Annotated in this window: 15 protein-coding genes; all 15 read right to left on the reverse strand. The window is 65.8% G+C overall.

Annotated features, from left to right (window positions below; translation table 11 throughout):
- Positions 1-109: 109 nt before the first annotated feature.
- Complete coding sequence (locus tag BJG93_RS14260) at positions 110-613, reverse strand: peroxiredoxin (RefSeq protein WP_013090605.1); 504 nt, start codon at positions 611-613, stop codon at positions 110-112.
- 264 nt (positions 614-877) lie between these two features.
- Positions 878-2,080 (reverse strand): cell division protein FtsZ, encoded by a 1,203-nt coding sequence (ftsZ, locus tag BJG93_RS14265; RefSeq protein WP_027198916.1) that lies wholly within the window; start codon positions 2,078-2,080, stop codon positions 878-880.
- Between the two features lie 115 nt (positions 2,081-2,195).
- Complete coding sequence (gene ftsA / locus BJG93_RS14270; RefSeq protein ID WP_008921172.1) at positions 2,196-3,428, reverse strand: cell division protein FtsA; 1,233 nt, start codon at positions 3,426-3,428, stop codon at positions 2,196-2,198.
- Between the two features lie 27 nt (positions 3,429-3,455).
- Positions 3,456-4,208 carry a cell division protein FtsQ/DivIB gene (locus tag BJG93_RS14275; protein ID WP_027198917.1) on the reverse strand — a complete coding sequence of 251 codons (753 nt, stop codon included), beginning with the start codon at positions 4,206-4,208 and terminating at the stop codon, positions 3,456-3,458.
- A 23-nt stretch (positions 4,209-4,231) separates the two neighbouring features.
- Positions 4,232-5,173, reverse strand: coding sequence for a D-alanine--D-alanine ligase (locus tag BJG93_RS14280; RefSeq protein WP_027198918.1), 942 nt, complete (start codon positions 5,171-5,173; stop codon positions 4,232-4,234).
- Between the two features lies 1 nt (position 5,174).
- Entirely contained in the window at positions 5,175-6,578 is a 1,404-nt protein-coding gene (murC, locus tag BJG93_RS14285; RefSeq protein WP_027198919.1) for a UDP-N-acetylmuramate--L-alanine ligase, read from the reverse strand.
- On the reverse strand, positions 6,575-7,699 hold the full coding sequence (gene murG, locus BJG93_RS14290; RefSeq protein WP_027198920.1) for an undecaprenyldiphospho-muramoylpentapeptide beta-N-acetylglucosaminyltransferase: 1,125 nt from the start codon (positions 7,697-7,699) through the stop codon (positions 6,575-6,577). Before murG ends, murC begins: the two co-directional genes overlap by 4 nt.
- Entirely contained in the window at positions 7,696-8,970 is a 1,275-nt protein-coding gene (ftsW, locus tag BJG93_RS14295; protein WP_027198921.1) for a putative lipid II flippase FtsW, read from the reverse strand. Before ftsW ends, murG begins: the two co-directional genes overlap by 4 nt.
- Complete coding sequence (murD, locus tag BJG93_RS14300) at positions 8,967-10,478, reverse strand: UDP-N-acetylmuramoyl-L-alanine--D-glutamate ligase (RefSeq protein WP_027198922.1); 1,512 nt, start codon at positions 10,476-10,478, stop codon at positions 8,967-8,969. The genes ftsW and murD overlap by 4 nt, the downstream gene beginning before the upstream one ends.
- Positions 10,479-10,503: 25 nt before the next feature.
- Positions 10,504-11,673 carry a phospho-N-acetylmuramoyl-pentapeptide-transferase gene (gene mraY / locus BJG93_RS14305; RefSeq protein WP_027198923.1) on the reverse strand — a complete coding sequence of 390 codons (1,170 nt, stop codon included), beginning with the start codon at positions 11,671-11,673 and terminating at the stop codon, positions 10,504-10,506.
- Positions 11,674-11,688: 15 nt separating this feature from the next.
- On the reverse strand, positions 11,689-13,101 hold the full coding sequence (locus tag BJG93_RS14310; protein WP_027198924.1) for a UDP-N-acetylmuramoyl-tripeptide--D-alanyl-D-alanine ligase: 1,413 nt from the start codon (positions 13,099-13,101) through the stop codon (positions 11,689-11,691).
- Positions 13,098-14,660, reverse strand: a complete 1,563-nt coding sequence (locus BJG93_RS14315; protein ID WP_027198925.1) for a UDP-N-acetylmuramoyl-L-alanyl-D-glutamate--2,6-diaminopimelate ligase — start codon at positions 14,658-14,660, stop codon at positions 13,098-13,100. The genes BJG93_RS14310 and BJG93_RS14315 overlap by 4 nt, the downstream gene beginning before the upstream one ends.
- Positions 14,657-16,522, reverse strand: a complete 1,866-nt coding sequence (locus tag BJG93_RS14320; protein WP_027198926.1) for a peptidoglycan D,D-transpeptidase FtsI family protein — start codon at positions 16,520-16,522, stop codon at positions 14,657-14,659. The genes BJG93_RS14315 and BJG93_RS14320 overlap by 4 nt, the downstream gene beginning before the upstream one ends.
- Positions 16,519-16,869 carry a cell division protein FtsL gene (gene ftsL / locus BJG93_RS14325; protein ID WP_027198927.1) on the reverse strand — a complete coding sequence of 117 codons (351 nt, stop codon included), beginning with the start codon at positions 16,867-16,869 and terminating at the stop codon, positions 16,519-16,521. The genes BJG93_RS14320 and ftsL overlap by 4 nt, the downstream gene beginning before the upstream one ends.
- A complete protein-coding gene (gene rsmH, locus BJG93_RS14330) occupies positions 16,866-17,819 on the reverse strand; it encodes a 16S rRNA (cytosine(1402)-N(4))-methyltransferase RsmH (protein ID WP_027198928.1) in 954 nt (317 codons plus the stop codon). Before rsmH ends, ftsL begins: the two co-directional genes overlap by 4 nt.
- Between the last annotated feature and the right edge of the window lie 10 nt (positions 17,820-17,829).

Below are 17,829 nucleotides of genomic sequence, written 5' to 3' on the forward strand. Positions count from 1 at the left end.
CGGTCATCGGCCCGCGTAACGGCCTGTCACAAAAGCGTCGCAATCACCGTTGCCGTGGCGCCACGCGGCATTAGCGCGGGCGGTCGCGGCGAAGGTGCGAACTCAGCAACTAGCTCAACGTGGCGAGAATACTCGCCGCATCGCTGACTTCGAACTTGCCGGCAGCCTCGACGTTCAGCGTCTTGACCACGCCGTCGTCGACCACCATCGCGTAGCGCAGGGAACGGATTCCCATGCCGCGCGCCGACAGATCCTGCTCCAGACCAAGCGCCCGTGTGAAAGCCGCACTACCGTCCGCCATCATGCGCACCTTGCCCGAGGTGTGCTGATCGCGTCCCCACGCGCCCATGACGAACGCGTCGTTGACGGACACGCACCAGATTTCGTCGATGCCGGCAGCGCGCAACTGCTCGGCATGTTCGACATAGCCCGGTACATGTTTGGCCGAACACGTCGGCGTGAACGCGCCGGGCAATCCGAAGATCACCACGCGTTTGCCCGCCGTCTGCTCGCGCACGTCGAAACTGTTCGGTCCGATCGTGCAGCCCGCCCGGTCGTCTTCGACATACTCGAAGAGCGTCGCGTCGGGCAGCTTTTCACCTTCCTTGATCATGCTCAGTCCTTTGCATCGATGCGAAGCACGCTCGCACGTCCTCGTGTCGCAGTGAATTTCGGTTCGGCCCATTCAACGATAGGCCACGCCGTTCGCCGGCAGTCGCTCCGGTCCGCTTCGCGAATCCGCAGAGGGCAGTTGCCCCTGCCGCGAATCAGACGATACGCGACCTGCTTGCCGTTCACCCGCCACGCTCGTGCATTCGTCCGCCAGCGCTGCACCGCGACCCAACTCGCAGCGCGGCAACGAAGCCTGCCCGTGCGCTCAGTCCGCCTGCTTGCGCAGGAATGCCGGAATGTCGTACGTATCGACGCCCTTTTCCTGCAACGCCTGCACGTGCGAGGCTGCCGTGTCGCGTGACGTGCGCCACACTGCCGGCGTGTCGAGCGCGCCGTAGTCGGCCGTGCTGGCATGGCCTGCTGCCGGTGTGAACGCCGCATGCGCCATCGCGCCGATCGGCTGGTTGTCGGTGCCGGTGCGCAGCAGCGTCATCGGTGCCGATTGCTGCTTCTTCGCCGCGCGGCCGAGACCCGTCGCGACGACCGTCACGCGCAGCGCGTCGCCCATCGCGTCGTCGTACACGGCGCCGAAGATCACGGTTGCGTCTTCCGCGGCATAGCTCTTGATCGTGTTCATCACTTCGCGCGTTTCCGACAGACGCAGTGAACGGCTCGACGTAATGTTGACCAGCACGCCACGCGCGCCCGACAGATCGACGCCTTCCAGCAGCGGGCTCGCGACGGCCTGTTCGGCGGCGAGACGCGCGCGATCGACGCCGGCGACCGTCGCCGTGCCCATCATCGCCTTGCCCTGCTCACCCATCACGGTCTTCACGTCTTCGAAGTCGACGTTGACGAGACCGTCGACGTTGATGATTTCCGCAATGCCCGCGACCGCGTTGTTGAGAACGTCGTCAGCGCACTGGAAGCATTTGTCCATCTCGGCGTCGTCGCCCATCACCTCGAACAGCTTGTCGTTCAGCACGACGATCAGCGAGTCGACGTGATCCTCCAGTTGCTGCGAACCGGCTTCCGCCACGCGCATGCGCTTGCCGCCTTCGAATTCGAACGGCTTGCTGACGACGCCAACGGTCAGAATACCCATTTCCTTCGCGATCTGCGCAACGACCGGTGCCGCGCCCGTGCCGGTGCCACCACCCATGCCGGCGGTGATGAACACCATGTGCGCGCCACGCAGTGCGTCGGCGATACGCTCGCGTGCTTCTTCCGCGGCGGCGCGGCCCATTTCCGGCTTGGCGCCCGCGCCCAGACCCGTGTTGCCGAGCTGGATCACCGCGGTGGCGCGCGAACGCGACAGCGCCTGCGCGTCCGTGTTCATCACGATGAAGTCGACGCCTTGCACGCCTTTGTTGATCATGTGCTGAACGGCATTGCCGCCAGCGCCACCGACTCCGACGACCTTGATGATCGTGCCGCTCGTTTCGGTTTCCAGCATCTGGAATTCCATGTTGCCTCCGTCAAGATAAAAAGTTACCGCCACTCGGCGTTATCCGGCAGGAGATCGGGCAACCCCCTGTCGCGCGCCGGCCGCCGGCACCAGCGCGAATTTCTCAAAACCGTGATCAGAAGTTGCCGAGGAACCAGTCCTTCATACGCGAGAACACCTGTCCCATCGACCCCGACTGCACCGCAACCTTGCGCCCGCGCATCCGCTGCGAGCGTCCTTCGACGAGCAGGCCCATCGCCGTCGAATAGCGCGGATTGCGCACGACGTCGGCGAGACCGCCCGCATACTCCGGCACGCCGATGCGTACCGGCTTCAGGAAAATGTCCTCACCAAGCTCGACCATGCCGATCATCATCGACGCGCCGCCCGTCAGCACGACGCCCGAGCTCAGCAGTTCCTCGTAACCCGACTCGCGCACCACCTGCTGCACGAGCGAAAACAGCTCTTCGACGCGCGGCTCGATCACGGCCGCGAGCGCCTGGCGCGACAGCGTGCGCGGACCGCGCTCGCCGAGACCCGGCACTTCGATCATCTCGTCCGGATCGGCGAGCGCCTGCTTGGCGATGCCGTAGTCGACCTTGATGTCCTCGGCATCCGGCGTCGGCGTGCGCAGCGCCATCGCGATGTCGCTCGTGATCTGGTCGCCGGCGATCGGAATCACGGCCGTATGGCGGATCGCGCCTTCGCTGAAAATCGCGATGTCGGTCGTGCCGCCGCCGATGTCGACCAGCACCACGCCCAGTTCCTTTTCGTCTTCCGTCAGCACCGCGAGCGACGACGCGAGCGGCTGCAGAATCAGGTCGTTCACTTCGAGCCCGCAGCGGCGCACGCACTTGACGATGTTCTGCGCCGCGCTGACCGCGCCGGTGACGATATGCACCTTCACTTCGAGACGGATGCCGCTCATGCCGATCGGCTCGCGCACATCTTCCTGACCGTCGATGATGAATTCCTGCGTGAGGATATGCAGCACCTGCTGGTCGGTCGGGATGTTGATTGCCTTGGCCGTTTCGATCACGCGCGCGACGTCCGCCTGCGTGACTTCCTTCTCCTTGATCGCGACCATGCCGCTCGAATTGAAGCTGCGGATATGGCTGCCGGCAATGCCGGTGAACACATTCGTGATCTTGCAGTCGGCCATCAGTTCGGCTTCCTCGAGCGCGCGCTGAATCGACTGCACGGTGGCCTCGATATTCACCACCACGCCCTTCTTGAGCCCCTTCGATTCGCTCTGGCCGAGACCGATCACCTCGTAGTGACCCTCGCCCTTCAACTCGGCGACGATGGCCACTACCTTCGACGTCCCGATGTCGAGGGCGACCAGCAGATCCTTATAGTCTTTACTCATAGCGTGCTCAGTGCGTGTGATGTCCGTTTACTTCTTGCCCTTGTCGGGTTCGCTGATGAAGCGCATGCCAGCGGCACGAATCGCGAAACCGTTCGGATAGCGCAAGTCCGCATTCTCGATATCCTCTCCCCAACGTTGCGTCACCGCGCTCCATGCCGCGGTCAGGCGTTTGCTGCGATCGGCCAGCGTGTCCTGATTGCGTTCGCGGCCCAACTCCACCTGCGTGCCGTTCGACAGCTTCACCGTCCACGCGTAGCGCGGCGACAGCGTCACTTCCTCGGGGCTCGCGTGAATTGCCGCGAACCACTTCTGGAAGTCGTGATAGCGCGCGACGACTTCCTTCGCCGTACCGTCCGGGCCGTCGAACGCGGGCAGATCTCCGTCGAGCTCGCCCTGGTTCGCGGTGAACAGCTCGCCGTCGACGCTCACCAGCTGATCGCTGCCCCACGTCCCGAGCGGCTTGTACTCCTCGAGCGTGACAGCCAGTGCGTTCGGCCATACGCGCCGCACGCTCGCGTGACGCACCCACGGCATCTGCTCGAACGCCTGCCGCGCGACGTCGAGATCGACCGTGAAGTAGTTGCCCTTCAGGCGGCCCACGACGCCGGCACGCACGGTCGGCGAATTGATGTGCTCGGTGTCGCCGTCGATCTGGATCTCGCGCAGCGCGAAATTCGGGCGCTGGATCAGCCAGTAACCGCCCGCCGCCAGCAGCACGAGCACCAGCAACACGTGCAACGCGTTGGTGGTGAGATTGAGCTGGCGAACGTTGTTCCACATGATGTTGCTTGCGGTTGCCTTGGTTAGTCCTGCAGCGTCAGCGCCAACACGCCGACCACCAGTTCCTGATAGCTGATGCCGACCGCGCGTGCCGCTTTCGGCGGCAGCGAGTGATCGGTCATGCCGGGCGCCGTATTGACTTCGAGGAAGTACGGCTTGCCTTCGCCATCGAGCATGAAGTCCGCGCGGCCCCAGTCGGTGCAGCCGAGCACATCGAACGCGCGGCGCGCGAGCGCCTTCAGGCGCGCTTCCTCGTCGGCGCCGAGACCGCACGGAATCAGATACTGCGTGTCGTTGGCGACGTACTTCGCGTGGTAGTCGTAGAACTCGCCGGCCGGCACGATGCGGATCACCGGCAGGTCCAGATTGCCGGCGATGCACGCGGTGTACTCGCCGCCGCCTTCGATGCTCTTTTCGACCACGACGATACGGTCGTGCTTCACGGCTTCGATCAACGCGGCCGGCAGCGCCTCGGCGCTCTTCACCTTGATCACGGCAACACTCGAACCTTCGCTCGCCGGCTTGACGAACAGCGGCAAACCGAGTTTCGCGACGATCTCCTTCGCGCGCGCTTCGTAGTCGTCACCGCGCAGCACCGCTTCGAACGGCGGCGTCGGAATGCCGAGCTGCTGCCACACGAGCTTGGTGCGGAACTTGTCGAGACCGAGCGCCGAGCCGAGCACGCCGCTACCGGTATAGCGGATGCCATAAAAATCGAGCGCGCCCTGGATCTGGCCGTTCTCGCCGTAGCCGCCATGCAGCGCGTTGAATGCGCGCACGAAGCCTTCATCCTTCAACGCGGACAGCGCACGCTCGGCCGGATCGAACGGATGCGCGTCGACGCCGGCGTCGCGTAGACCTTGCAACACGAGACGCCCGGAATTGAGCGACACCTCGCGCTCGGCGGAGTCACCGCCGAGCAGCACTGCCACCTTGCCGAATCGTTTGGGATCGATACTGCTCATCTCACACCTTCTGTTCCTGAGCGAGTCGAACCGGCACACCGCCGATCGAACCCGCGCCCATCGTTATCACCACGTCGCCGTCGCGCACCACTGCGGACAGCGCGTCCGGCACCTCGTCCACCGTGTCGACGAACACCGGTTCGACCTTGCCCGCGACGCGCAGCGCGCGCGCCAATGCGCGACCGTCCGCGGCAACGATCGGCGCTTCGCCGGCCGCATAGACTTCGGTCAACACGAGCGCGTCGACGGTCGAAAGCACCTTCACGAAATCCTCGAAGCAATCACGGGTACGTGTGAAGCGGTGCGGCTGGAACGCCAGCACCAGCCGCCGGCCCGGGAATGCGCCGCGCGCCGCCGCGACCGTGGCGGCCATTTCGACCGGGTGATGACCGTAGTCGTCCACCAGCGTATAGGAGCCCGCGGCGTGGCCGTTGCTGACGACCGGCACTTCGCCGTAGCGCTGGAAGCGTCGGCCGACGCCGTTGAAATCCGCGAGCGCTCGCTGGATATCGGCATCTTTCACTTCGAGTTCAGTCGCAATTGCAATGGCGGCCAACGCGTTCTGCACGTTGTGCTCGCCCGGCAGGTTCAACGTGATGTCGAGCGGCGCCGCGTCTTCACGCATCGCGGTGAAATGCATGCGACCGTCGCGCGCTTCGACGTTGACCGCGCGCACCTGCGCATCGGCCGCGAGACCGTATCGAATGATCGGCTTCGACACGAACGGCAGGATCTCCTTCACGTTCGGGTCGTCGACGCACAGCACCGCGATGCCATAGAACGGCAGACGGTGCGTGAATTCGATGAACGCCTGCTTCAGACGCGCGAAGTCATGACCATAGGTGTCCATATGATCGGCGTCGATGTTCGTGATGACTTCGATCACCGGGAACAGGTTCAGGAACGACGCGTCGGATTCGTCCGCCTCCGCGACGATGAAGTCGCCGGTGCCGAGACGCGCATTCGCGCCCGCGCTGATCAGCCGGCCGCCGATCACGAAGGTCGGATCGAGCCCGCCCGCGGCGAGCACGCTCGCGACGAGCGACGTGGTCGTGGTCTTGCCGTGCGTGCCGGCAATCGCGATGCCCTGCTTCAGACGCATCAGCTCGGCGAGCATCACCGCCCGCGGCACGATCGGAATGCGGCGATGACGCGCGGCCAGCACTTCCGGGTTGTCGGTGCGCACCGCGGTCGACACCACCACCGCGTTCGCGCCTTCGATATTCTCCGCCGCGTGCCCGATCGAAATGCGCGCGCCGAGCGCGGCGAGGCGCTCGGTGACCGCGTTGCCCGACAGATCCGAGCCGCTCACCTGATAGCCGAGATTGACGAGCACTTCGGCGATGCCGCTCATGCCGACGCCGCCGATGCCGACGAAATGAATGTGTTTGACGATGTGTTTCATTGCTTTCCTTCTGGGCTCAAGCCCGCCGTCGAACCCGCACCCGCCACCGTCGCGCAGATCTGCGCGACCTGTTCCGTGGCGTCCGGTTTCGCGAGCGAGCGCGAGCGCTCCGCCATCTGCGCGAGACTTTCCCGCGTCTGGCTGCGCAACCAGTCGGCGAGCTTTTCCGCCGACAGATCGCGTTGTTGCACGACCAGCGCCGCGCCGTTGTCGGCGAGGAACGCTGCATTAGTGGTCTGGTGATCGTCGACCGCGTACGGGAACGGCACGAACAGCGCCGCCACGCCGACCGCCGAAATCTCCGATACCGTCATTGCGCCCGAGCGGCAGATCACCAGATCGGCCTGCGCGTAGGCGCTCGTCATGTCGTCGATGAACGGCACCAGCGAGACGTCCGCGCCTGCCTGCAAGCCGGCGGCCGCGTAGTTCTCGCGCAGCGCCTCGATATGCTTGGCGCCCGCCTGATGCACGATGCGCGGCCTCTCGTTGGCGCCAAGCAGCGCGAGCGCGCGCGGCACGACTTCGTTCAGCGCGGCGGCGCCGAGACTGCCACCCACGACGAGCACGTTCAGCGGACCGTTACGCTGCGCGTAGCGTGCTTTGGGTGCATTCGCGCGCGCAAGTTCCTCACGAATCGGATTGCCGGTCCATTCGCCATGCGGGAGCGCATTCGGAAACGCGACCAGCACGCGCCTGGCGAGCTTCGCGAGCACCTTGTTCGCGAGACCCGCGATCGAATTCTGCTCATGCAGCACGAGCGGCCGGCCACTCAGCGCGGTCATCAGCCCGGCCGGAAACGTGATGTAGCCGCCCATGCCGAGCACGACGTCGGGTTTCACGCGACGCAGCACGCGCAAGCTCTGCGTGCACGCGCGCAGCAGGTTCACCGGCAGCATCAGCTTGGTCTTCAACCCCTTGCCGCGCACGCCGCCGAAGCGCACGTACTCCATCGCAATGCCATGCTTCGGTACGAGCGTCGCTTCCATGCCCGCGGGGTTGCCGAGCCATACGACTTTCCAGCCCCACGCCTGCATCCGATGCGCGACCGCGAGCCCCGGGAACACGTGTCCCCCGGTCCCGCCGGCCATCACCATCAGCGTGCGTTGTGGCAGAGCCGTCATACCTTTCCCCCGCGCATCAACACCCGGTTCTCGTAGTCGACCCGCATCAGCACCGCGATCGCCACGCAGTTCAGCAAGATGCCCGAGCCGCCATAGCTGACGAGCGGCAAGGTCAGGCCCTTGGTCGGCAGAAGACCGAGGTTCACGCCCATGTTGATGAAGGTCTGCGCGCCGAACCAGATGCCGATGCCCTTCGCGACGAGACCCGCGAACGTGCGGTCGAGCGCGAGCGCCTGACGGCCGATCTCGAACGAGCGGCGCACGATCCAGTAGAACATCAGGATCACGACCAGCACGCCGACGAAACCCAGCTCCTCGCCGATCACCGCAAGAATGAAGTCGGTATGCGCTTCCGGCAGATAGTTGAGCTTCTCGACGCTGCCGCCGAGCCCGACGCCGAACCACTCGCCGCGCCCGAACGCGATCAGCGAGTGCGTGAGCTGATACGCCTTGCCCTGTGCGTAGCGGTCGTCCCACGGATCGAGGTACGCGAAGATCCGCTCACGACGCCACGGCGACGCCCACACCAGCAACGTGAACGTGCCTACCGCGGTCGCGACGAGGCCGCCGAACAGCTTGCCGTTCACGCCGCCCAGGAACAGCACGCCCATCGCGATCGCCGCGATCACCATGAACGCGCCCATGTCGGGCTCGAGCAGCAGCAGCATGCCGACCAGACCAACCGCGACCGCCATCGGCAGGAAGCCCTTCGCGAAGCTGTGCATGTACTCCTGCTTGCGCACCGTGTAGTTCGCTGCGTAGATCGTCACCGCGAGCTTCATGATTTCCGACGGCTGCATGTTCGTGATGCCGAGCGGGATCCAGCGGCGCGCGCCGTTCACACCCTTGCCCACGTGCGGAATCAGCACGATCACGAGCGCGACGAGCGAGATCAGAAACAGCTTCGGCGCGTACTTGTCCCACGTCGAAATCGGAATGCGGAACGATACGACGCCGACCACCGCGCCCATCACGACGAAGATGGTCTGCCGCACGAGAAACGCGTAATCGCGGTACGACGCGTACTTCGGCGAATCGGGCATCGCGATCGACGCCGAGTACACCATCACGATGCCGAGCCCGAGCAGCGCGACGACGACCCACAGCAGAGAGTGGTCGTAGTCGAGCATGCGCGAACGCAGCGGCCGAACACCGTTGACTGCGCTCGCGAGGCCGCTGCCGCCCGTGCGGGTGGACGTGCGCGTGGAGGTGCGTGCGGCGCCGTTGCCGCCGGCGGCTTCACGCGAGCCAAAACGTTCGGACCAGCTCATATCATCGTCCCCCGTTCGGCCGCGATATCTTCGACCGTGCTGCGGAATACGGCCGCGCGGTGTGCGTAACCCTTGAACATGTCGAAGCTCGCGCACGCGGGCGACAGCAGCACCGCGTCGCCGGGCTGCGCGAGCGCGGTGGCCGCGCGGGTCGCGTCTTCCAGCGTCGCGTGATCGGTCATCGCGACGCCGCAATGTTCGAGCGCCGCGCGAATCTGCGGCGCGTCGCGGCCGATCAGCATCACCGCGCGGCACCAGCGCATCACCGGTGCGGCGAGCGGCTCGAATTCCTGACCCTTGCCGTCGCCGCCGGCAATCAGCACCGCGCGTTGCGCGAGACCGTCGAGCGCGGCGACCGTCGCACCGACGTTGGTGCCCTTGCTGTCGTCCACGTAGTCGATGCCGTCGATCGACGCGATCAGCTCCACGCGATGCGGCTCGCCGCGGTACTCGCGCAGCCCATGCAAAAGCGGCGCGCCGGGCAGGCCGACCGCGCGTGCGAGCGCGTACGCGGCCAACGCGTTGGCGGCGTTATGCAAGCCGCGGATGCGCAGCGCGTCGGCCGGCATCAGACGCTTCAGCGCAATGTCGGGCGTGGCGGCCGCTTCGCCCTTGCGACGGCGCTTCGACGGGGCTTCGTCGCTCGCGTCGCGATCTTGCGCTTCGACGAGCCACACCATGCCGTTCTCGCGCAGCAGGCCGTAGTCGCCGTGGTTGTTCGGCTCGGTCACGCCGAACGTGACGACCTCCGCGTCGCCGCCCGCAGGCGCGAGCGTCATCACGCGCGCGTCGTCGCGGTTCAGCACGCGCACCGTCTGTGTACCGAAGATGCGGCCCTTCGCGGCCGCGTACGCGTCGAGTCCGCCGTGCCAGTCCAGGTGATCCTGCGTGATGTTCAGCACGGCCGCCGCGTCCGGCGCAAACGTATGCGACGTCTCCAGCTGGAAGCTCGACAGTTCGAGCACCCACACGTCGGGCAGCGCGGTCTGGTCGATCGCTTCGGAGAGCTTGTCGAGCAGCGACGGGCTGATGTTGCCCGCCACCGCGACCTTCTTGCCCGCGCGTTCGCACAGCAAGCCGGTCAGGCTCGTCGTCGTGGTCTTGCCGTTCGTGCCGGTGATCGCGATAACCTTCGGCGCATAGCCGGACTCGCCGAGCGTGCGCAGCGCCTGCGCGAACAACTCGAGCTCGCCCCACACCGGAATGCCCTGTTGGCGCGCGGCCGTGATCAGCGGCAGCAGATCGGCGGCCAGCGGCGACAGGCCCGGGCTGATCGCGACCAGCTCGACGCCTTCGAGCAGCACCGGCGAAAACGGACCGCCGACGAAATCGGTATCCACGCGATGCGCTTCGAGCGCGGACAGATTCGGCGGCACTTCACGCGTATCGGCCACGCGCAGCCGACAGCCGTGCCTGGCGCACCAGCGCGCCATCGCGAGACCGGATTCACCCAGTCCCAGCACGAGCACCATCGGCTTTTGCCGATCCCGAAACTTCTCGCCGAACATCGCCTGCTTCCTTGAATACTGCTGCTTAACGCAATTTGAGCGTGGACAAACCGAATAGGCACAACATCAACGTGATGATCCAGAAACGCACGACCACCTGCGTTTCCTTCCAGCCCGACAATTCGAAATGGTGATGCAGCGGTGCCATCTTGAAGAAGCGCCGCCCTTCGCCGTAACGGCGCTTCGTGTATTTGAACCACGTGACCTGCAGCATCACCGACAGCGTTTCCGCGACGAAAATGCCGCCCATGATGAACAGCACGATTTCTTGCCGCACGATCACCGCGACCGTGCCGAGCGCGCCGCCAAGCGCGAGCGCGCCGACGTCGCCCATGAACATCTGCGCCGGATGCGTGTTGAACCAAAGGAACGCCAGACCCGCGCCGCCCATCGCCGAACAGAAAATCAGCAATTCGCCCGCGCCGGGAATGTGCGGAAACAACAGGTACTTCGAATAGACCGAACTGCCCATCACGTACGCGAACACGCCGAGCGACGCGCCGACCAGCACGACCGGCATGATCACGAGGCCGTCGAGGCCATCCGTCAGATTCACCGCGTTGCTCGCGCCGACGATCACCAGATACGTGAGCACGATGAAGCCCCACACGCCGAGCGGATAGGTGATCGACTTGAAGAACGGCAGCAGCAGGTCGGCGCGCGCGGGCAGCCCCATCGACAGGCCGCTGCGCACCCACGCCATGAACAGATCGAACACGCGCACGTTGCTCGCCTCGGAGACGCTGAACGCGAGATAAACCGCCGCGAACAGACCGATCACCGATTGCCAGAAATACTTTTCGCGCGACGACATGCCACGCGGGTCCTTGTAGACGACCTTGCGGTAATCGTCGACCCAGCCGATCACGCCGAAGCCGAACGTGACCAGCATCACGATCCAGATGAAACGGTTGGTCAGATCGGCCCACAGCAGCGTGGCCACGCCGATGCCGAGCAGGATCAGCACGCCGCCCATCGTCGGCGTGCCCGATTTGATGAGGTGAGTTTGCGGACCGTCCTTGCGAACGGCCTGGCCGACCTTCATCGCGGTCAGTTTGCGAATGACCGCCGGGCCGCAGACGAGCCCGATCAACAGCGCGGTGATGGTCGCCATCACCGCGCGAAACGTCAGATAACTGAACACGCGCAAGAAGCTTGCGTCATTCTGCAGCCATTGCGCCAGCGCCAGTAGCATGCCTGGATCCTTCTTTTAACGTGCGGCGGGCGTCGAGCCCGCGGCGTTGGGTTGTGGACTCGTCACGGCGTCCACCACGCGCTCCATCTGCATGAAGCGCGAGCCTTTCACGAGAAGCGTTGCGGCAGCGCCGAAGCCGGCCTGCTGCAGTTGCGCGACCAGCGCGCCGACATCGGCGACGTGCTGCGCGCCGGCGCCGTAGGCGGCGCAGGCGTCGCGCGAGGCGTCGCCGATTGCATACAGCGCGTCGATTCCGCGCTCTTTCGCATACGCGCCGATCTCGCGATGAAACGCCGGGCCGTTGTCGCCGACTTCGCCCATGTCGCCCATCACGAGCACACGCGGCGATTCACGTGACGCGAGCACGTCGATCGCGGCGCGCATCGAATCGGGATTCGCGTTGTAGGTGTCGTCGATCACGGTTGCGCCTGCGAGCGTGCCGAGCGCGGCCTGCTTGACCTGCAGACGGCCCTTCACCGCGCCGAACGATTCGAGGCCGCGCTGGATCGCGTCGAGCGACACCCCCGCGGCCAACGCCGCCGAGGCCGCCGCGAGCGCGTTGTGCGCGTTGTGATCGCCAAGCACTTGCAGCGTGACGTCGAGATGGCCTTGCGGCGTGTCGATCGACAGATGCTTGCCGTCGAACCTGCCCTTCACCACAGCTTCGGTGGTGCGCTCCGCGCTGTTCAACGCGAAATCGACGATGCGACTGCCGGTGGCGGCGACGCGCCAGATGCTCGCGTACGCGTCGTCGGCGGGGAACACCGCTGTGCCTTGCGGCGACAGCGCGTGAATCACGCTCGCGTGTTCGAGCGCGACCGCCTCGACGGTCGCCATGAATTCCTGGTGCTCGCGCTGCGCGTTGTTGACGACGGCGACCGTCGGCTCGGCGAGCTTCGCGAGCTGTTCGGTTTCGCCCGGATGGTTCATGCCGAGCTCGACCACCGCGAGCCGATGCGCGGCGTGCAGACGGAACAGCGTGAGCGGCAGGCCGATGTCGTTGTTGAAATTGCCTGCTGTCGCGAGGCGCGCATCCGCGCCGACCCCGGCCGCGAAGATCGACGCGATCATTTCCTTGGCCGTGGTCTTGCCGTTGCTGCCCGTGACCGCGACGAGCGGCAAATCGAACTGACGCCGCCAGCCGCGCGCGAGCGCGCCGAGCGCTTCGCGCGTGTCGGCGACGCGGATCGCGGGCACGCTCCAGTTCTCCGGCGTACGCGCGACGAGCACGGCCGCGACGTTGCGCTCGGCGACTTGCGGCAGGAAGTCGTGGGCGTCGAAACGATCGCCCTTGATCGCGATGAACAGATCGCCGGGGCCGGCGCTGCGGCTGTCGGTCGACACGCGCTCGAAGCGCACGCCGTCGTCGCCGACGACGCTCGCGCCGGGGATCTGCGCGGCGGCCGCACGTAGCGAGAACATCGTCATTCGCCACCTCCGCGGGTTTGCGTCGCCCGCGCGGCGAGCGCGAGGCGGGCATGGTCCTGATCGGAGAAAGCGCGTTTCTTGCCCATGATTTCCTGGGTGGCTTCGTGGCCCTTGCCGGCCAGCACGATCACGTCTTCGCGCGCGGCGCCGCGGACCGCCTGCAGGATCGCGCTCGCGCGGTCCTCGATGCGGCGCGCCTTCGAGGCGTCTCGCATGCCCGTGGCGATCTGCTCGATGATCGCGAGCGGATCTTCGCTGCGCGGGTTGTCGCTCGTCACGACGACGTTGTCCGCGAGCCGCTCGGCGATCTCGCCCATCAGCGGACGCTTGGTCGCATCGCGGTCGCCGCCGCAGCCGAACATGCAGACGAGTTCTCCGCCGCGCGCGGCGGCGATCGGGCGCAGTGCCTCGAGCGTTTTTTCGAGCGCATCGGGCGTGTGCGCGTAGTCGATCACGACGAGCGGTTCGTCGTTCTGCAGACGTCCGCCCAGACGCTGCATGCGGCCGTTCACCGGTTCGAGCTTCGCGAGTTCGGCGAGCGCCGCGTCGAACGGCACGTCGGCGGCGAGCAGCACGCCGAGCACCGCGAGCAGATTGCTGACGTTGAAGAGGCCCAGCGTTTGCACTTCGAGTTTGGCGTTGCCCCAGTCCGACGTGTTCAGATGAAACGCGGTGCCGGTCGCGGTGGCCCGCACGTCCGATGCGGTGAGCCACGCGTCGGCCTGCGATGTGCGTCCAGCGCCAGCGCTGTCTTGTCCGGCCTCGATGCCATAGGCGATCGTGCGCGCGTGAGCGCGCGTGCTCGCGAGCAAACGCCGGCCGGCGGCATCGTCGCGATTGATCACGGCCGCGCGCAGCTCGGGCCACGCGAACAGGCGCGCCTTGGCGGCTTCGTATGCTTCGAAGGTGCCGTGATAGTCGAGATGGTCCTGCGTCAGGTTGGTGAACACCGCGATGTCGAAAGCGGTGCCGTTCACCCGCCCCTGATGCAGCGCATGCGACGACACTTCCATCGCCACCGCCTGCGCGCCCGCGTCGCGCAATTGCGCGAGGCTGCGTTGCAATTGCGGTGCGTCGGGCGTCGTGAAGCCGGTGTGCACGAGCTGGCCAACCAGGCCGGTGCCGAGCGTGCCGACGATCGCGCAGCGCGTGCCGAGCGCCGACAGCGCCGCGGCGACCCACTGGCTGCACGAAGTCTTGCCGTTGGTGCCGGTGATGCCGACCGCGAGCATCGCGTCGCTCGGATCGCGATACCACGCGCTCGCGATCGTGCCGGCGAGTTCGTTCAACGCCGGCACCGCATGGGCGACCGATGCATCGAGCGTGCCGCTGAAGCCTTCGGGTTGCACCAGCACGGCGGCCGCGCCGCGCTCGATTGCGGCGTCGATGAACGCGCGGTTGTCCGCGCCGTCGACCGCGTACGCGAGGAACGCGTCGCCGGCCGCGAGCGAGCGCGTGTCGGCGTGCAGATGCGCGCCTGGCTGCACGTGCGCGTGCAGCCAGGCGAGGGCGTCGGCGATCTGCCGGTGCGCGGGATGTTGCTTGCGCAGCGCGCTCATCGCTCGACTCCTGGATGATTTTTCGGGTTGGCGGAAATGGTCATCTTCTTCACGCCGGGGCTCGTCGACAGCTTCCTGGCTCCGGACTGCGTGGCCGGCGCGGCGGGCGCGGGCGGCGCCGAATCGTCGGACACGACCATCTGCTTGACGGGCATGTCAGGCGGCACGTTCAGCGCGCGCAGCGTGTCGCCGACGATGCCCGAGAACACCGGGCCCGACACCTGGCCGCCGAAGTGGCTACCCGCCGTCGGCTCGTCGACCGACACCGCCACGACGATGCGCGGATTCGGCATCGGCGCCATGCCGACGAACGACGCGCGATATTTGGAGTGGTCGTAGCCGTGCGGCCCGTGCTTGTACGCGGTACCGCTCTTGCCGCCGACGCGATAGCCGGGCACCGCGGCATCCGGCGACGTGCCTTGCGGCGACACCACGGCTTCGAGCATCGCGCGGACTTCACGCGCGGTGGTCGGCGAAAAGATCTGCGGACCGGTGGCCGGCTGGTCGCCAGGGGTGTGGAAAATCGTCACCGGCATGATCTCGCCGTCGTGCGCGATCGCGGTGTACGCGCGGCCGAGCTGGAACAGCGACACCGACAGGCCGTAGCCGTACGACATCGTCGCCTGCTCGATGCGCCGCCAGCTCTTCCACGGACGCAGACGGCCCGCCGCCGCGCCCGGAAAACCGACCTTCGGCGCCTGGCCGAGACCGATGCTGGTGTACATGTTCCACATCTCTTCGGGCCGTAGCTGCATCGCGATTTTGGTCGCGCCGATATTGCTCGACTTCTGGATCACGCCGCCGACCGTCAGCACGCCGAAGCCGCTGTCGTCGGTAATCTGCGCGCCGTCGAGTACGAAGTGGCCGTTGCCCGTATCTACCAGTGTAGTCGGCGTCACGCGGTGAAGATCGAGCGCGAGCGACACCGTGAACGGCTTCATGATCGAGCCCGGCTCGAACGTGTCGGTCAGGATGCGGTTGCGCAGCTGGTCGCCGGTCAGGTGCGAGCGGTCGTTCGGGTTGTAGGTCGGGTAATTGACGAGCGCGAGCACTTCGCCGGTGCGCACGTCGATCACCATCGCCGCGCCAGCCTTCGCCTTGGATTTTTCGACGGCCGCTTTCAGGTTCGTATAAGCGATGTACTGGATTTTGCTGTCGATCGACAGATCGACGTCCTGGCCGTTGTGCGGCACGACCTGCTCGTCCACGTCCTCGATGATGTGGCCCATCCGGTCCTTGATCACGCGACGGCTGCCCGACAGACCGGCGAGCAGTTTCTGGTCGCCGAGCTCGACACCTTCCTGGCCCTCGTCCTCGACGTTCGTGAAGCCGATCAGATGAGCGGTGATCTCGCCTTCCGGATAGAAGCGCTTGTATTCGGCCCGCGAGTAAATGCCGGGGATGTCGAGCGCAACGACTTTATCGGCGACGTCGACCGGCACCTGGCGCTTCACGTAGACGAAGGTCTTGTCCTCGGAAAGCTTCGCGCGCAGCTCCTTCATGCTCATGCCGAGCAGTTTGCCGAGCGCGTCGAGCTTGTCGGCGCCGAGGTCGTCGGGCACCGATTCGGGAATCGCCCAGATTGCGCGCACCGGCAGGCTGGTGGCGAGCACGAGGCCGTTGCGGTCGAGAATCTTGCCGCGCGTGGCCGGCATGTCGATGCGGCGCTGATAGCGGATTTCGCCCTGCTTCAGATAGAACGCGTTGCCGGGGCCCTGAATCCAGAACGCGCGCGCGGCGAGCGCGACGAACGCCATGAACAGCATGAACACGACGAGCTTCGAGCGCCACATCGGCAGACGCACCGACAGGATCGGGTTGGCCGAAAACGCGACGCTCTTGTGTGCCGACGATTTTTTCATCGCGTGCCTCCGCGACGGGTCGCGACCGGGGCCGAGGCCGGCGCCGAAGTCGGAATCGGGGCGTCGGTCGCCGTCGCGGCTCCCGGGTCGAGCGTCAGGTACTGGGTGCGCCCCGTGGTGACCGATTGCATCTTCAGCGAGGCAGTGGCGATCTGCTCGATGCGCGAGGTTTTGGACAGCGCGCTCTGCTGATATTGAAGCTGCGAATAGTCCTGCTGCAGCTGACGCTCCTGCGACTGCGCGCGCTGCAGCTGGATGAAGATCTGCCGCTGCTGATTGGTCGCGTTGACCACCGACAAGGCGCAGCCCATCACGATGATCAGCAGGAAAATATTGAGGCGGTTCATGGCGCGATCCGCTCCGCCACGCGCATCACGGCAGAACGGGCGCGCGGGTTGCCGGCGACTTCGGCGTCGCTCGCGAATACGCGTCCGATGATCTTGAGCGGAGGGCTCGGCAGGTCGACCGCGCGGATCGGCAGACGTCGGTCGACCGCCGGCGCGCTTGCATGCGCCTGCATGAATCGTTTGACGATACGGTCCTCGAGCGAATGAAAGCTGATGACCACCAGCCGCCCCCCTTGCTCCAACAACGACAACGCTGCTTCTAGAACGACTTGCAGCTCCGCAAGCTCTTGATTGACGTGAATCCGTATAGCCTGAAAGGTGCGGGTTGCCGGGTCCTTGCCCTTCTCACGGGTTTTGACGACGTTAGCCACGATTTGGGCAAGCTCGCCCGTGCTGACGAGAGGCCCAAGACGGTCGGACTCTGCCCGGCGAGCAACAAGCGCCTTTGCAATCTGAAAAGCAAACCGTTCTTCCCCATAATCTCGTATCACCTCCGTCAATTCCTGCACCGTGGCCCGCGCGAGCCAGTCAGCCGCAGACTCGCCGCGCGTCGGGTCCATCCGCATGTCGAGCGGGCCGTCGGCGCGAAAGCTGAAGCCCCGCTCCGGATCGTCGACTTGCGGCGACGACACGCCCAGATCCAACAACACCCCCGACACACGCCCTACTCCGCGCTCCGCCATTGCGGCGCGCAGTGAAGCAAAACTCTCGTGCACGATGGCAAAGCGCGGATCGGCGATCTGCTGCGCCGTTGCGATCGCGAGCGGATCTTTATCGAACGCGATCAGCCGCCCCGCCTCACCGAGCCGTTCCAGCACGAGGCGGCTATGACCCCCACGGCCGAACGTGCCGTCCACATACGTGCCGTCGGCACGCGTGACCAGCGCATCGACCGCTTCGTTCAACAGCACCGTGCGATGCTGCAATTCGTTTCTCATCGCAGGTGCCATATAAATGAGC

Source organism: Paraburkholderia sprentiae WSM5005 (assembly GCF_001865575.2).
Lineage (GTDB): Bacteria > Pseudomonadota > Gammaproteobacteria > Burkholderiales > Burkholderiaceae > Paraburkholderia > Paraburkholderia sprentiae.